This window comes from Pradoshia sp., assembly GCF_051873915.1.
Classification (GTDB): domain Bacteria; phylum Bacillota; class Bacilli; order Bacillales; family Pradoshiaceae; genus Pradoshia.
In genome coordinates, this window is sequence record NZ_JBJEFJ010000057.1 from 1 (window position 1) to 16,126 (window position 16,126).

Below are 16,126 nucleotides of genomic sequence, written 5' to 3' on the forward strand. Positions count from 1 at the left end.
ATAGAGAAATCGAGCGAAATCCTTTCGAATAGGAGAGTCCCACAAAGTGTAGTTATCAAAACTAGACATGTTTGAGATATTTTTAGACGGGATTTCATGTTTTTAGTAGGATTACATCTAAAAACGAGCCTCGATTACGCTGTTTTGATTTTAAGAGCTTCCCATAGAGTCAAAAAAGCCGGTTCACTATTCTGAACCGGCTTTCGTTTTGTTTCATTTATGCATCTGCTGTTTTTTTCATGGCATTCTTGAGCCAATTCTTGCCCTCGACAAGACGTGCGACGAGCATGGCACATACAGTATTGCCAGTTGAGTTCAGCAAGGTAGCTGGAATATCGATGATGGTGCTGATAACGGCGATCAGCGGAAGTACCTCAGGCGAGAAGCCGAATACGGTAAGGATCAGCATTTCGCCAATCATTCCGCCTCCTGGAATAGCGCCCATTACGGCACCGACTAGGAAGGCAACAGCTAGGATACTGAGGATGCTTGATACACTTGTCAAATCCCGGCCAAAGAGACTGAACAGGAAGACAATCTTAAGCACTCCGCCAATAACGGAACCATCCTTATGTGTGTTGGCGCCAAGTGGAATAACGGTTTCAGCGATATCGACCGGGACGCCGATTTTCTTCGTTGCATCAAGGTTAATTGGAATGCAGGCTGCACTTGAGCAAGTCGCAATCGCTGTGACGGATGGAGGAAGAACATTCGTCCAGTAGGCACGGATGCCGTCCTTTCCAGCTGCAATAAATGCATACAGCGTAAAGAATCCAAAGAAATAGATGATCGATAAGACCATATAAAGAACGAAGGAGCGCGCATAGCCTTCAAGGATTTGCGGTCCAAGCTCACCGATAATGGCTGCGAAATAACAGCCGAGCCCGATTGGAGCGTAATACATAATGATTTTGACAACCTTCATGAGAACCTCAGTTGCCGATGTGAGCAGCTGAGCAACAGGTCTGCCCTTTTCACCGGCCATGGCTGTCGCAAGACCAATCAGGACGGAGAAGACGATGAGCTGCAGGATATGCTGTCTAGAAAGCAATTCAGAGAAATCGCTCACCGTGAAGGTATTGACGAGCTGGGAAAGGAAAGTGACATCTTCTGTTTCAGGTACTTCTGTATTAGTCATCAATTCCTTAATGGCGGAGACATCAGAATCGCCAATTGGATTCATGATGGACGTTCCGGCAAGGCCGATAATGGCTGAGATCAGCGCTGTACTGAAAAAGACGATGATGATGCTGACCATAATCTTTCCAAGACGCTTCATCTCGCTCATATTCGCAATCGCCGAAGTGATACTAAAGAAGACGAGCGGAACGATAATCATGAATAATAAGTTCAGGAATAAGTCCCCGAATGGTCTAACAACCGCTACGTCCGGACCGATTATGTACCCGGCAATCCCGCCGATGATAATCGCGCCAAGCAGGATTAAGGAAGACTTATAGCTTGCTAAAAATCGTTTCATATTCTCAAAACCTTTCTGATAAAACTACTGTTATATATTATCATACGCAAATGTAATGCCGACTACTATGTAAATATTGCTAGAAAGATGGATAAAAATGCTCTAAAATAGGGGTAATATTGATAAAAGGGAGACTAATTACCATGATTGAGCATGGGCAATGGCCGCTTGAGAAACGGGGTTTTCTTAAGGAAGAGCTACGCATCTTCCACTTAAAGGACCGTATTACAAAGGATTTCGACTATCATTATCATGACTTTCATAAAATCATTATTTTCCTGAAAGGAAACGTTACCTATATGATAGAGGGGAAGGCCTTTAAGCTTAGGCCATGGGATGTCTTAATTATCAGTCATAGTCAGATTCATAAGCCGATTATTGACCCCTCTGAGGATTATGAGCGAATCATCATATGGTTCAATCCAGAAATGATGGCCAAGCATCATCAAACAGATGCCAACTTACTTACATGCTTTGATATGGCAGCCAGAAGGGAAAATAATCGCCTCCGCTTATATGAAGAACGGCTTCGAAAGGTAAAGAGCATTGTCCATGATTTAATGGAGGAAAAGATAAATCCCAGCTTTGGGTATGTAGAGATGAACAAAGCCTTGTTGATTCAGCTGATTATCCTCCTGAATCGAGATCTGCTTGACAATAACCAACGGAATCAATCAATGGATGTCCTATTTGATCAAAATATTAATGACATTGTCACCTATATCAACCAAAACCTAAATGGCGAGCTGTCAGTGAATCATCTTGCCTCTCTTGTCTTTATGAGCAAATATCATCTTATGAGAAAATTTAAGGCCTATACAGGTTATACCCTGCATCAATACATTGTCCAAAAGCGGCTTATGTATGCAAAAACCTTAATGGCAGAGGGCATGAAGCTGACCGATGTTTGCCAAACATCGGGCTTCAATGATTATTCCGGCTTTGTACGTGCCTTCAAGAAAGAGTTCGGAATGGCTCCGCGTGAATATTTGAGGATTAGAAAGACCGTCTAGAAGCTGGACGGTCTTTTTTTGCTGCTATTTCAACATAATAAACAGTCGGAAAGGAAACCTTAACAATGAGGAGGTGCGATAAATGACAAGAATAGGTGTTGAACAATCATTGACCGATATTCGCGAGGCTTTGTCAGAGCTTGGTTATGAAGTGGCTGATTTGCGCCACGCGGAGGATGCGGACGGAGTAGCATTTGATTTTTGTGTCGTTACGGGGCTCGATACAAATGTTATGGGCATTCAGGATGCTAGAACTGATGCATCCATCATTGATGCAAATGGTAGGACGGCAAATGAAGTCGTCAATGAAATTAGAAGCCGGCTTGATCAATAAGCAGGAAAAAAGGCACTCATCCAATGTGGATGAGTGCCTTTTGCTGGTTTTAAAGCTTGAATGAGCTCTTTAAGGAGACAATCAAGTTAAAGATTAATTTATCTGTGTTATTCTTCGGATCCACATTGAAGTAGCCATGGCGGAAGAATTGGAACTTATCATTACCTTTGACATCCTTCATGTTTGGTTCTACGAATCCTTGTTCAATGATCAAGGAGTTTGGATTCACATGGTCAAGGAAGGAGCCGCCTTGTTCTTCAGCGTCCTCATCAAGGATGAGAGGCTCGTACAAGCGGAACTCAGCAGGGATGGCATGTGTTGCCTCCACCCAGTGAATCGTTCCTTTTACTTTACGGCCAGTGAAGCCGGTACCGCTCTTTGTTTCTGGGTCATATGTGCAGTGCAGCTCAACGACATTGCCGTCAGCATCTTTAATCACTTCTTCACATTTGATGAAGTACGCATGTTTCAAGCGAACCTCATTGCCAGGGAAGAGACGGAAGTATTTCTTCGGAGGATTCTCCATGAAATCCTCTTGCTCAATGTAGATTTCACGGCCGAATGGGATTTTACGCATACCCATTTCAGGGTTTTCCGGATTGATCTCGGCATCAAGCATCTCAATTTCGCCTTCTGGATAGTTCGTAATAACGACCTTCAGCGGCTTCAAGATTCCCATTGTACGCGGTGCTTTCAATTTCAAGTCTTCACGAACAAAATGCTCAAGCATCTTCTCATCGACGATTCCGCTTGTTTTGGCTACGCCAATTTCACGGCAGAAGTTGCGGATAGCTTCTGGTGTATAACCGCGTCTTCTTAGGCCGGATATAGTCGGCATGCGCGGGTCATCCCAGCCGTCAACAAACCCTTCTTCCACAAGCTGCTTCAATTTACGTTTGCTCATGACGGTATTTGTCAGATTCAAACGGCCGAATTCATATTGTCTTGGCACTGCAGGCATTTCGCATTCCTTAATAACCCAGTCATAGAATGGGCGCTGGTCTTCAAACTCGAGTGTACAGATGGAATGGGTTACCCCTTCAATCGCATCCTCAATTGGATGAGCAAATGCATACATCGGATATATGCACCATTTTGTGCCGGTATTGTGGTGCGGTACATGAGCGATTCGGTAGATAACAGGATCACGAAGATTGATGTTTGGTGAACTCATATCAATTTTGGCGCGAAGGACTTTCTCTCCGTCTCCGAACTCTCCGTCCCTCATCCGTTTGAACAAGTCGAGATTCTCTTCCACAGAACGGCTGCGGAATGGGCTCTCCTTACCTGGTTCAGTCAATGTGCCGCGGTACTCACGGATTTGATCAGCTGATAGGTCATCAACATAAGCCAATCCCTTTTCAATTAATAGCGTTGCACGGCTGTACATTTCTTCAAAATAATCAGAGGCAAAAAACAGTCCGTCCCAGTCGTAGCCGAGCCATTTCACATCTTCCTTGATTGATTCGACAAATTCCACATCCTCTTTTACAGGATTGGTATCATCGAAGCGCAAGTTTGTCTTGCCGCCAAACTCATCGGCAATATCAAAATTCAGCACGATGGATTTAGCGTGGCCGATATGCAAATAGCCATTTGGTTCCGGCGGGAAACGGGTGATGACTTCTTTTGTTTTACCTGATTTCACATCATCAATGACGATGTTGCGTATAAAATTCGACGTATTGTGTTCCACCATCTTCAACCTCTTTCGCATAAACTAGTAGTTTCATTCTAATGGAAATGTCCCTGAGTCGCAAGAAGCCTACAAATAAATACATTTTTCTCACGAGAGGGGTTCTTTTAATATAGTAAAATTAGTCAATATATCTAGTATATCTGCATTCCGCGAACCTATACATTGAAATGCACGGAAAATTGCCTGCGGTGAGGCGCTTTATTGATAATCCTCTGCCCGGCTATGTATAATAAGACAAGAAAACCACGACTTTAGTTAGGAGAATTAAATGAGCGCGAAAGCTGTAATGATAGAGGAATTAAAAGAAGGCTTGAAAAAGGGATGGGAGAAATCAGGGTTCAAGGAGCCGACAGCCGTACAGACGAAGGTATTTGCACCGATTATGGAAGGGGCAGATGTAATGGCTGAATCCCCGACAGGGACAGGGAAGACCCTTGCCTATGTACTTCCGGTCTTAAACAAGGTTGACCCTGTTGAGCAAAAGGTGCAGGCTGTATTCGTGGCACCGTCCCGTGAATTAGTGATGCAGATCTTCGAGGTTGTGCAATCATGGGCAAAAGATTGCGGCATCACGGCAGCATCCTTCATTGGCGGCGCTAATCCGAAGCGTCAGCTAGAGAAATTGAAGAAGCATCCGCATGTTGTCATTGGAACACCGGGAAGACTGGAGGAATTGATTAAGCAGAAGAAGCTGAAGATGCATGGAGTGAAGACAATTGTACTTGATGAGGGAGACCAGCTCCTGATTCCAGAACATATGGCTACCGTAGGAGCAATCCTCCATTCAGCGATGCGTGACCGTCAAGTGCTGCTCTTCTCTGCAACTCTGCCAAAGCAGCTTGAAGAAGAAGCATCCCAATGGATGAATGAGCCTGCTTGTATCCGGATTGCTAAGGAAGAGACCGTGCAATCGAAGGTCGACCATATTTATTTTGTTGCTGAACAGCGCGACAAGATTCTTATTCTTGAGAAGCTGGCGAAAATGTCAGGGATGAGAGCGCTTGTCTTTGGAAGGGATATTGGCAACCTTGATGTGATGGCTTCAAAGCTTTCCTATAAAAAGGTTGACCTCGCTGTCATACATGGGGATTCGAAGAAGATGGACCGTGAGAAGGCAATCCGTTCCTTCCGTCAAGGAAAGCTGCCGCTCTTGCTTGCTACGGACGTAGCTGCAAGGGGATTGGATATCGAGGGACTTCCATATGTCATCCATGTGGACTTCCCGGAATCGATTGCCCAATATGTTCATCGCTCAGGCCGGACAGGCCGCCAAGGTGCAAGCGGAACCGTCATCTCCATCGTGACGCCGCGTGAAGAGCGCGAGCTGCGCAAATATGCCCGTGAGCTCAAGCTTGAGGTGAAAAGGAAGGAATTATTCAAGGGACAAATCGTTGATGAACGTCCCGTCTATCCGAAGAAAAGACCTGACGTAAAGCCTAAAAAGCGAAAATAAGTGATTCGATCACTCCGAAAAGCCCATGCATAAAATCTGATAAATGGCAAAAACTAGGGTGGATAAAAGAGTAGGGAGTGAATGGAATGAAGAGATGGACGTTGAACATTTTGGCGGGCATTATGCTGTCGACAGCCTCATTTACGGGCATGCTCTCATCTGCCTATGCGGCAGAAGATAAAGCACCGGCACCTGCGCCAGCTGAGAAATCACTGACAGACGCTCAGAAAGCAGAGCTTGAATCGATGCATCAGGATGTCCTTCAGCGTGAGAAGGATATTATTCATAAATACGTTGAATACGGTGTAATGACAAAGGAAACGGGCGATATGATTCTTGACCATATGGATAAGCGCTTTGAGAAAATCAAGGAACATGGCTATGTCCCGCCCCGCCATTTCGGCAAAATGCCTCATCCAAAGCCAGCACCAAAAGCAGAGAATTAAGCATAGAGAACTCCAAGGCCTAAACAGGCTTTGGAGTTTTTTGCGGTTCTAAATACCTATCTTTGAAGAAAGTTAGAATTTTCACCCATTCATACTTTCTTTTGTTCAGCAATACGTTATAATAAGGATGGGTTAATTGTGCAACCGCTTGCACTAATCGATGACCATTTATGGGAGAGTGAAATCAATGAAGAGATTATTTGCAGTAGACCCATGGAAAATTATTGAGGAAGAGCTTCATAAGGATGATTTTCGCCTAGCTGAGAGCATGACGAGTCTTGGAAACGGCCATATGGGCTTAAGAGGGAATTTCGAGGAAACCTATAGTGGTGATTCACATAAAGGTACATATATTGCAGGAGTTTGGTACCCGGATAAAACAAGGGTCGGCTGGTGGAAAAATGGCTATCCGGATTATTTCGGAAAAGTAATCAATGCCATTGATTTTATTGGTATTCGCGTGCTGATTGATGAGGATGAGATTGATCTGTATTTGGCTGAAGTGAAGGATTACCGTCGTGAGCTTGATATGAAAACAGGTGTCCTGACACGGACGTTCACGATTGTCCATGAAGGCAAGGAAACAAAGGTAGAGGTTATGCGGTATCTCTCGATTGCGGAGAAGCAGCTTGCCGTGATTCATTATCAGGTTACCCCGCTAAATCATGACAGCAAGATTACCTTCATTCCTTATTTGGATGGGGATGTACGCAATGAGGACTCCAATTATGACGAGGACTTTTGGAAAGCAATCACAAGGCATGCAGAGCCGAATAAGGCTCATCTTGTTATGGAGACAAATGAAAACCCTTTCGAAACGGAAATCTTCCGTATTTCAGCTAATATGGGATTAGTGGCTGAAGGGGATGTGGCTGAGATTAAGCCTTTTATGAATGTCGAGTATGTCGATAATACAATCGTCATGAATACGATCGCTAAAAAGACGGTCTCCCTCACGAAGTATGTCACGGTCACAACGAACCGAGACTATGATGGTGAGCACCTTGTTGAAAAAGGGGAAGAGATACTGAACCAGGCGATGCAGGCTGGATTTGATGCCTGCTTAACAGCTCATAAGGAGCAGTGGGCAGAGCGGTGGAAGATGGCCGATATCCAAATTGACGGAGATGATGAGGCTCAGCAGGGCATTCGTTTCAACCTCTTCCAGCTCTTCTCTACCTATTATGGGGAGGATGCCCGTCTGAACATCGGTCCAAAAGGCTTTACAGGGGAAAAGTATGGCGGTGCAACATATTGGGATACGGAAGCATATGCTTTGCCTTTCTATTTGGCGACCGCAAAGCCCGAAGTAGCTCGTAATCTATTAATCTACCGTTATAACCAGCTCGAGGGCGCTTACGTGAATGCGAAAAGGCAGGGCCTTGAGGGAGCTCTCTATCCGATGGTGACCTTTACAGGGGTGGAATGTCATAATGAGTGGGAAATCACCTTTGAGGAGATTCACCGAAATGCAGCTATTGCCTATGCCATCTATAATTATGTCCAGTACACCGGGGATAAGGAATACTTGCTCGAGTATGGAATCGATGTGCTGACAGGCATTTCCCGTTTCTGGGCAGATCGGGTTCATTACCAAAAGCGAAAAGATCAATACATGATCCACGGGGTAACCGGTCCGAACGAGTATGAGAATAATGTGAACAATAACTGGTATACGAACAAGATGGCAGCTTGGACACTGCGCTATACGATGGAGGTCATTCATGAGCTGAAGGAGAACGGCCATGAATCCAGACTGGCAGATTTATATATTTATCAGGAAGAGCTCGATCGCTGGGCTGAAATCACGGAGAAAATGTATTTGCCATATGACGAGGAGCTTCAAGTATTTGTGCAGCATGACACCTTCCTTGATAAGGATCTGAAGAAGGTGAGTGAATTGTCCCCGCATGACAGACCGTTGAATCAGAAGTGGTCATGGGACCGAATTCTTCGCAGCTGCTTCATCAAGCAGGCCGATGTTCTGCAGGGCATCTACTTCCTCAATAATGAATTCACACTGGATGAGAAGCGGCGCAACTTTGAATTCTATGAGCCGATGACCGTTCATGAATCCTCTTTGTCTCCATCCGTTCATGCAGTACTCGCTGCAGAGCTCGGCATGGAGGAGAAGGCATATGAGATGTATAACCGGACAGCAAGGCTTGATCTAGATAACTATAATAATGACACAGAAGATGGGCTTCATATTACAAGTATGACTGGTTCCTGGCTAGCGATTGTTCAAGGCTTTGCCGGCATGAAAACCTTTGAGGGAGTGCTATCGTTTGCACCATTTATCCCAGCCGCATGGGATCGTTATACCTTTAATATTAATTACCGCAATCATCACCTTACTGTGAAGGTTGATCAAAAGACAGTTCAAATTACCCAGGAGGGCCCTGCGCTGACCTTTGAAATGGATGGAGTGAAGCATGAGCTTGAAGAGAATGGCATGTTGAGCATTCCGATGGCGAAGGAGGAGAGACAACAATGAGTAAGCTTGAAGCCTTTATTTTTGACCTGGACGGAGTGATTACGGATACAGCGGAATACCATTTTCTTGCCTGGAGGGCGCTGGCTGAGGAGCTTGGCATTCCTTTCACGAGGGAGGATAATGAACGGCTAAAGGGCGTTTCACGCATGGCCTCACTTGAAATCATCCTAGAGCTTGGCGGCAAGCTAGGAGCCTTCACGGAAGAGGAGAAGGCACATCTTGCAGCGAAAAAGAATGCCCATTATGCTGAGCTGATCAAGCAAATCACTCCTGCCGATATACTGCCTGGCATAAGGGAACTATTAGCCGATATTAAAGAGGCCGGTTTTAAAATCGGCCTCGCCTCCGCCAGCAAGAATGCGCCAGCCGTTTTGGAAGGATTAGGCCTTTTGGATGAATTTGATTATATGGCCGATGCGAATCTGATTTCACATGGGAAACCAGACCCAGAGATTTTTCTAAATGCGGCGGAAAATTTGCAGGTAAAGCCGGAGCATTGCATCGGCATAGAGGATGCAAAGGCAGGAGTGCAAGCCATCAAACGGGCAGGCATGTTTGCCGTTGGCATTGGTTCTGTTGATCAACTGGGACAGGCAGATGTCATTTATGCCTCCACCAAGGAGCTTTCTTTAGAAGAATTAAAAAAGAAATTTGGCAGATAATGTAGAATTGGCAGGCTTTTGACATTATATGTAAATATTTTGTAAATTAAATCTTTTTCCTTTTTAGTTGTAATTTGGAAAAGTAGTTGATAAGATAGCCATAACATTTGGGAAGCAATGGTATTCAAATTGAAGGAGTCTTTCCAAGCAGATGATTTTTGACCACATTTCATGGTTTCTAACCATGGAACGTTAAGGCCATACGGACAGCCGGGTCAAATGCCGATTGGCAACTTAGTTGCCTTATTGATTGAGTTAAAAGCTCAAATTTTATAAGTTGGTTACTTTACAACCAGTGCGAATAAATCGCACATCAACTTGTGAAACGGTCAATAAGAGTGGTAAAAGTAATTATTTGCTATATAGACTCTAAACCTTGATGGTATATTTGAATATTTTTTAAAGAGCTTCGTTCCTTTTGTTCTTGCATGCCTCTGTCTGCATAGAGGCTGGAAGATTTTAGTGGTTTTTGCTTTTTGAATCATATTTTTAATGTCCATACACAAACGCAAGTGATGTGCGGCTCGCCGCTATTACTTGCGTTTTTTTGCGTGATTTCAAGGTTAGAGGGTAAGTAGATAAAGAGGATGGTCTGTCGATCTGCAGATTCAATCTTCGGAATATTGAGAGAATCGTTGCCGCAAGACAGCGGCCATTCTGGAAAGCCCCGCTGCTAGAGACCGATCGACGATAAACCATAGGGGGAAAGCCGAATTGAGTGATAAGAAGAAGAGTGACGGCCGAGTGCTGCAGGATAGGGCCCCTATCCATGAGGCACTCGAGGAATTTAAGAAAAAACGAATTGTGCCTTTTGATGTACCAGGCCATAAGCGCGGCAGGGGGAACCCTGATTTGACTGCCTTCTTAGGTGAGGAGGCCTTGAGCGTGGACGTGAATTCCATGAAGCCGCTTGATAATCTCTGCCATCCGGTCTCTGTCATCCGTGAAGCAGAAAGGTTAGCGGCAGAGGCCTTCGGTGCAGCCCATGCCTTCTTCATGGTCAATGGGACAACATCAGCTGTGCAAGGGATGATTTTGACCGCCTGCAAGAAGGGCGACAAGATTATTGTTCCGCGCAATGTCCACCGCAGCGTCATCAATGCACTCGTTCTATGCGGCGCAGAGCCGGTCTATGTGAATCCTGATGTGGACCACCGCCTCGGCATTGCGCTTGGCATGTCAGTCAGCCAGGTCGAGAAGGCCATAATAGAAAATCCTGAGGCGAAGGCTGTACTGGTCAATAATCCAACCTATTATGGCATCTGTTCGGACCTTCGCGGAATTGTTGAGCTTGCTCACAAGCATGGATTGCTCGTGCTCGCAGATGAAGCGCATGGAACACATTTGTATTTTGGCAAGGATTTGCCGGTCTCTGCCATGGGGGCGGGAGCTGATATGGCGGCGGTGAGCATGCATAAATCAGGGGGAAGCTTGACCCAAAGCTCCTTCATGCTGCTTGGTCCTTCCGTGAATGCCGGCTATGCCCGGCAGATTATTAATCTGACCCAGACCACGAGCGGGTCGTATCTGCTGCTATCGAGCCTGGATATCTCCAGAAGAAATCTCGCTCTCAATGGGGAGGAGATATTTGCTCATGTCGTTGAGCTGGCTGAATATGTACGTCAGGAAATCAACCAGATTGGAGATTTCTATGCCTTCTCCAAGGAATTGATCAACGGGGACAGCGTCTATGATTTCGATGTGACGAAGCTGTCTGTTTACACGAGAGATATCGGGCTCGCCGGCATTGAGGTATATGACATTCTTCGAGACGAATATGATATCCAGATTGAATTTGGTGATATTGGCAATATCCTTGCCTATGTGTCTGTTGGTGATCGCAATCGAGATGTGGAACGGTTAATCAGTGCCTTATCAGAAATCCGGAGACGCTACAAACGCGATAAGGCTGGCATGTTTACGCAGGAATATATTGATCCGGAGGTCGTGACGACTCCTCAACAAGCCTTTTATGCAGAGAAGGAATCCCTGCCCCTTCATGAGACAGTCGGCAGGGTGTGCAGTGAATTCGTGATGTGTTACCCGCCGGGAATTCCTATCCTGGCACCAGGTGAACGGGTGACACAGGAGATCATTGATTATATTGATTATGCCAAGGAAAAGGGATGCTCCATGACCGGACCAGAGGATTTAATGATAGAACGACTGAACGTACTGCAAGGAGTGTGACGAAAATGGAACTTTGGTTTAGTGAACGGCATACCCCGAACGTTAAGCTATCGATCAAAGTGGAAAAGCTGCTGTACAGCGGACAAAGTGAATATCAGCGCATCGATATTTTTGAATCGAAGGAATTCGGCCGCTTTCTAACCCTTGATGGCTTCATGATGCTGACCGAGAAGGATGAATTCATTTACCACGAGATGATTACCCATGTACCGATGATGGTTCACCCGAATCCAGAGAAGGTGCTCATTATCGGAGCGGGAGACGGGGGAGCGGTGCGTGAGCTCGTTAAGTATGAGAGCGTGAAGCAGATTGATTTGGTGGAGATTGATGAAATGGTCGTGGATGTGTGCAAGAAATATCTTCCGCAAACGGCTTGTGCGCTCGATGATCCGCGCCTTCAGATTCATTATGAGGACGGGCTGAAGTACATACGCTCCTGCGAGGATCAATATGACTTGATTATCGTTGATTCGACCGACCCATTCGGTCCGGGCGAGGGCTTGTTCACCCGCGAATTTTATGGAAGCTGTTATAAGGCATTGCATGAAGACGGAATTATGGTCAATCAGCATGAGAGTCCCTTTTATAAAGAGGATGTCGCAGCCATGCAGCGTGCTCATAAGCGAATCGTGGAAAGCTTCCCAATCAGCTATGTGTATCAGGCACATATTCCGACCTATCCATCGGGTCATTGGTTGTTTGGGTTTGCATCGAAGAAATATCATCCAGTGAAAGACTTGAAGCGAGAGGCTTTTAAAGACGCACATCTTCATGCGCGCTATTATAACCCGAAACTCCATGTCGGCGCCTTCTCGCTCCCAACTTACGTAGAGGAGCTGTTGCGAGATGTTGAATAAAAATATCCAAACCTTTATCGGCTGCGTGGCGGAGTATAACGAGGCAGACATTGTTCTCTTCGGCGCCCCCTTTGACGGGACGACCTCCTATCGTCCCGGAACCCGTTTCGGTCCGCAGGCGATTCGTCAGGAATCATATGGGCTTGAAACCTATAGCCCTTATCAGGATAAGGATTTAACGGACATGGCTGTATTTGACAGCGGAGACCTGGAGCTCTGCTTCGGCAATGTTGAACGCGTGCTTTTTGATATTGAAGAGCGTGCAAGTAAGATCATTGAGGATGGAAAGATTCCATTCATGATTGGCGGTGAGCATCTCGTTACGCTTGGAAGCGTGCGCGCCGTGGCGGAGCAATATCCAGAGCTCCATATCATCCACTTTGATGCCCATACAGACCTGCGAGAGGATTATCTTGGAGAAATGCTCTCCCATGCATCTGTCATCCGCCGCTGTCACGATATCCTTGGAGACGGCCGCATCTTCCAGTTCGGCATTCGTTCAGGGGACCGCAGTGAATTTGAATGGGCGAAGAAAGGCCATGTGTTCACGAATAAGTTTAATTTCGATGGACTTGAAGCAGTGCTAGAGCAGATCGGGGACAAACCGGTTTATCTCACGCTTGATTTAGATGTTCTTGACCCATCTGTCTTCCCTGGAACAGGGACACCGGAGGCAGGAGGAGTCACCTATGTGCAGCTATTAGAAGCCTTGCTTGCCGTTTGTGAGAAAACAACCGTTGTCGGCCTCGATATAAATGAATTATCACCGACCTATGATCCGAGCGGCATTTCAACAGCTACAGCCTGCAAGCTTGTCAGGGAACTATTAGTAGCGATTAAAAAATAAAGAATCAGGATTGGAGAGAAGAAAATGGGTAAAGCGTTAATCATCGGAGCTGGAGGAGTAGCCTCCGTTGCCGTTCATAAATGTGTACAAAATAGTGAGGTATTCGAGGAAATCTGCATCGCAAGTCGGACAAAATCGAAATGTGATGAGCTGAAAGCAAAGCTTGACGGCGGCAAAACAAAAATCACCACGGCGCAAGTCGATGCGGACAATGTGGACGAACTAATCGCCCTCATCAAAGAAGTAAAACCAGATATCGTCATGAACCTGGCTCTTCCGTATCAGGATTTGACCATCATGGATGCATGCCTGGCGACAAAAACACATTATATGGATACAGCGAACTATGAGCCGGAGGATACAGCGAAATTTGAATACAAATGGCAATGGGAATACCGCCAGCGCTTTGAGGAAGCCGGCATTACAGCCTTGCTTGGAAGCGGATTTGACCCAGGCGTGACAGGCGTATTCTCTGCCTATGCACTTAAGCATCACTTCGATGAGATTGAATACATCGACATTCTAGACTGCAATGCCGGTGACCATGGCTACCCATTTGCGACGAATTTCAACCCGGAGATCAATATCCGTGAAGTATCCGCTAATGGCCGCTACTGGAAAGATGGCGAGTGGATTGAGACAAAGCCGATGGAGATCAAGCGTGTCTATAACTTCCCTGAAGTTGGTGAAAAGGATATGTATCTCCTTTATCATGAGGAGCTTGAATCCCTATCCCAAAACATCCCTGGCCTGAAACAAATCCGTTTCTTCATGACATTTGGCGAGAGCTATCTGACTCACCTCAAATGCCTTGAAAACGTCGGCATGACCTCCATCGAGCCAATCATGTTCGAAGGAAAGGAAATCATTCCGCTTCAATTCCTGAAGGCGGTCCTTCCTGACCCGGCATCATTAGGGCCACGTACAAAAGGAAAAACGAATATTGGCTGTATTTTCCGCGGGACAAAAGACGGAAAGCCGAAAACCTATTATGTATACAATGTATGCGACCATGAAGAATGCTACCGTGAAGTCGGCTCCCAAGCCGTTTCCTATACAACTGGCGTGCCAGCGATGATTGGTGCCATGATGGTGATGACAGGCGAATGGAACAGACCGGGCGTTTACAATATTGAAGAATTCAATCCAGATCCATTTATGGAAGCACTCAATAAATGGGGCCTTCCTTGGAAAGAAAGCTTTGATCCGGAGCTAGTTGATTAAGATGCGCTTTGAAGAACTGCCAACACCAAGCTATGTGGTTGATGAGGCATTACTTGAGAGAAACCTGGAAATCCTGAGCGGAGTAATGGAGCGGACCGGCTGCAAAATCATCCTCGCGCAAAAGGCGTTTTCGATGTATGCGACCTATCCGCTGATTGGGAAGTATTTGAGCGGGACTGCGGCGAGCGGCTTGTTTGAGGCAAGGCTCGGATATGAGGAAATGGGGAAGGAGAATCATGTCTTCTCCCCGGCTTATCGTGAGGATGAAATGGATGAGATTATCGACTTATGTGACCATATCATCTTTAATTCCTTCTCCCAGCTGGAGAAGTATGGGGAAAGGGCGCGCAAGGCTGGTAAGAAAGTTGGTCTGCGCATCAATCCGGAATGCTCCACCCAGGAGGGTCATGAAATCTATGACCCTTGTGCCCGCGGCTCCCGATTCGGGGTTACCATCAGTCAGTTCGAGCCAGGAAAATTGGATGGTGTGTCTGGTCTCCACTTCCACACACTGTGTGAGCAGGATGCCGATGCCTTGGCAACCACACTCGATGTCATTGAGGAGAAATTCGGCGAGTGGCTGCCGCAGATGGAATGGATCAATTTCGGCGGCGGCCATCATATCACAAGAGAAGGCTATAATTTTGATTTGCTCGAAAGCTGTATTAAGAGAATGCAAGATCAATATGGTCTCAACGTATACTTGGAGCCGGGCGAGGCGATTGCGCTCAATGCAGGCTTCCTCATAACAAGTGTTCTCGATACCCTTGTGAATGATGTGGAGCTCGCCATTCTTGACACCTCAGCATCCTGCCATATGCCGGATGTGCTCGAGATGCCATACCGTCCGCCGCTTTTAGGCTCTGGGCTTCCAGGAGAGAAAGCTCACACATACCGTTTAGGCGGCCCAACCTGTCTCGCCGGCGATGTCATCGGAGACTATTCCTTTGATGAACCACTGAAAGCAGGCGACCGTCTCGTATTCGGGGACATGGCCATCTACTCCATGGTGAAAAATAACACCTTTAACGGAATGGCGCTCCCAGCGATTTGTCTGCGCGACAAGGATGGCGACTGCCGGATTGTCCAACAGTTCGGCTATCAGGATTTCAAATATCGACTTTCATAAGAAAGAACAGGCGGAGTTTTTGGGACTTCGCCTGTTTTTATTTGTGAGCGTAGCGGAGGCAGCTCGATTAAACCTTTCATAGCGTGTTTTTCTCTTAGGATTTCAGCTAAAAATCTTCATTTCACTGGCAAGGCGTCTCAGCCTATCATTTTCAACTTTTGAATAAGGAGGGGGCTGTTTTTTTGTCTGGGATTTCCTTGATTTTATTATTTAAGGGCGGATTCCGGAGTTAAGGGAGAAAACCTGCCCGCATCAATCTGCCAAAATAAAAAACTGCCTCCCCTAAAAAGATAGG

The 16,126-nt window shown here is 46.1% G+C and carries 13 protein-coding genes; 11 read left to right on the forward strand and 2 right to left on the reverse strand.

Annotated features, from left to right (window positions below; translation table 11 throughout):
* Positions 1-217: 217 nt before the first annotated feature.
* A complete protein-coding gene (locus tag ACI35L_RS05420) occupies positions 218-1,480 on the reverse strand; it encodes a dicarboxylate/amino acid:cation symporter (RefSeq protein WP_049669233.1) in 1,263 nt (420 codons plus the stop codon).
* 143 nt (positions 1,481-1,623) lie between these two features.
* Here ACI35L_RS05420 and ACI35L_RS05425 point away from each other — a divergent pair, with 143 nt between their 5' ends.
* Both ACI35L_RS05425 and ACI35L_RS05430 read left to right on the forward strand, forming a co-directional pair.
* Positions 1,624-2,493, forward strand: coding sequence for an AraC family transcriptional regulator (locus ACI35L_RS05425; RefSeq protein WP_049669234.1), 870 nt, complete (start codon positions 1,624-1,626; stop codon positions 2,491-2,493).
* An 82-nt stretch (positions 2,494-2,575) separates the two neighbouring features.
* Complete coding sequence (locus ACI35L_RS05430; protein WP_049669235.1) at positions 2,576-2,827, forward strand: YkuS family protein; 252 nt, start codon at positions 2,576-2,578, stop codon at positions 2,825-2,827.
* Between the two features lie 49 nt (positions 2,828-2,876).
* Here ACI35L_RS05430 and ACI35L_RS05435 read toward each other — a convergent pair whose 3' ends face one another.
* Entirely contained in the window at positions 2,877-4,526 is a 1,650-nt protein-coding gene (locus tag ACI35L_RS05435; protein WP_049669236.1) for a glutamine--tRNA ligase/YqeY domain fusion protein, read from the reverse strand.
* Positions 4,527-4,794: 268 nt separating this feature from the next.
* Here ACI35L_RS05435 and ACI35L_RS05440 point away from each other — a divergent pair, with 268 nt between their 5' ends.
* The 9 genes from ACI35L_RS05440 (at position 4,795) to nspC (ending at position 15,831) form a co-directional block, all read left to right on the forward strand.
* Positions 4,795-5,979 carry a DEAD/DEAH box helicase gene (locus ACI35L_RS05440; protein WP_439802411.1) on the forward strand — a complete coding sequence of 395 codons (1,185 nt, stop codon included), beginning with the start codon at positions 4,795-4,797 and terminating at the stop codon, positions 5,977-5,979.
* An 86-nt stretch (positions 5,980-6,065) separates the two neighbouring features.
* Positions 6,066-6,425 (forward strand): YckD family protein, encoded by a 360-nt coding sequence (locus tag ACI35L_RS05445; RefSeq protein ID WP_049669238.1) that lies wholly within the window; start codon positions 6,066-6,068, stop codon positions 6,423-6,425.
* A 187-nt stretch (positions 6,426-6,612) separates the two neighbouring features.
* Positions 6,613-8,922 (forward strand): glycoside hydrolase family 65 protein, encoded by a 2,310-nt coding sequence (locus ACI35L_RS05450; protein ID WP_439802412.1) that lies wholly within the window; start codon positions 6,613-6,615, stop codon positions 8,920-8,922.
* On the forward strand, positions 8,919-9,584 hold the full coding sequence (gene pgmB / locus ACI35L_RS05455) for a beta-phosphoglucomutase (protein WP_439802413.1): 666 nt from the start codon (positions 8,919-8,921) through the stop codon (positions 9,582-9,584). Before ACI35L_RS05450 ends, pgmB begins: the two co-directional genes overlap by 4 nt.
* A 714-nt stretch (positions 9,585-10,298) precedes the next feature.
* Positions 10,299-11,774, forward strand: coding sequence for an aminotransferase class I/II-fold pyridoxal phosphate-dependent enzyme (locus ACI35L_RS05460; protein WP_439802414.1), 1,476 nt, complete (start codon positions 10,299-10,301; stop codon positions 11,772-11,774).
* Between the two features lie 5 nt (positions 11,775-11,779).
* Positions 11,780-12,631 carry a polyamine aminopropyltransferase gene (gene speE / locus ACI35L_RS05465; protein ID WP_439802415.1) on the forward strand — a complete coding sequence of 284 codons (852 nt, stop codon included), beginning with the start codon at positions 11,780-11,782 and terminating at the stop codon, positions 12,629-12,631.
* Entirely contained in the window at positions 12,621-13,478 is an 858-nt protein-coding gene (gene speB / locus ACI35L_RS05470) for an agmatinase (protein WP_049669243.1), read from the forward strand. The genes speE and speB overlap by 11 nt, the downstream gene beginning before the upstream one ends.
* A gap of 24 nt (positions 13,479-13,502) precedes the next feature.
* A complete protein-coding gene (locus tag ACI35L_RS05475) occupies positions 13,503-14,702 on the forward strand; it encodes a saccharopine dehydrogenase family protein (RefSeq protein ID WP_439802416.1) in 1,200 nt (399 codons plus the stop codon).
* 1 nt (position 14,703) lies between these two features.
* Positions 14,704-15,831: a carboxynorspermidine decarboxylase gene (gene nspC / locus ACI35L_RS05480; RefSeq protein WP_049669245.1), complete on the forward strand. Its 1,128-nt coding sequence runs from the start codon at positions 14,704-14,706 to the stop codon at positions 15,829-15,831.
* Positions 15,832-16,126: the final 295 nt, after the last annotated feature.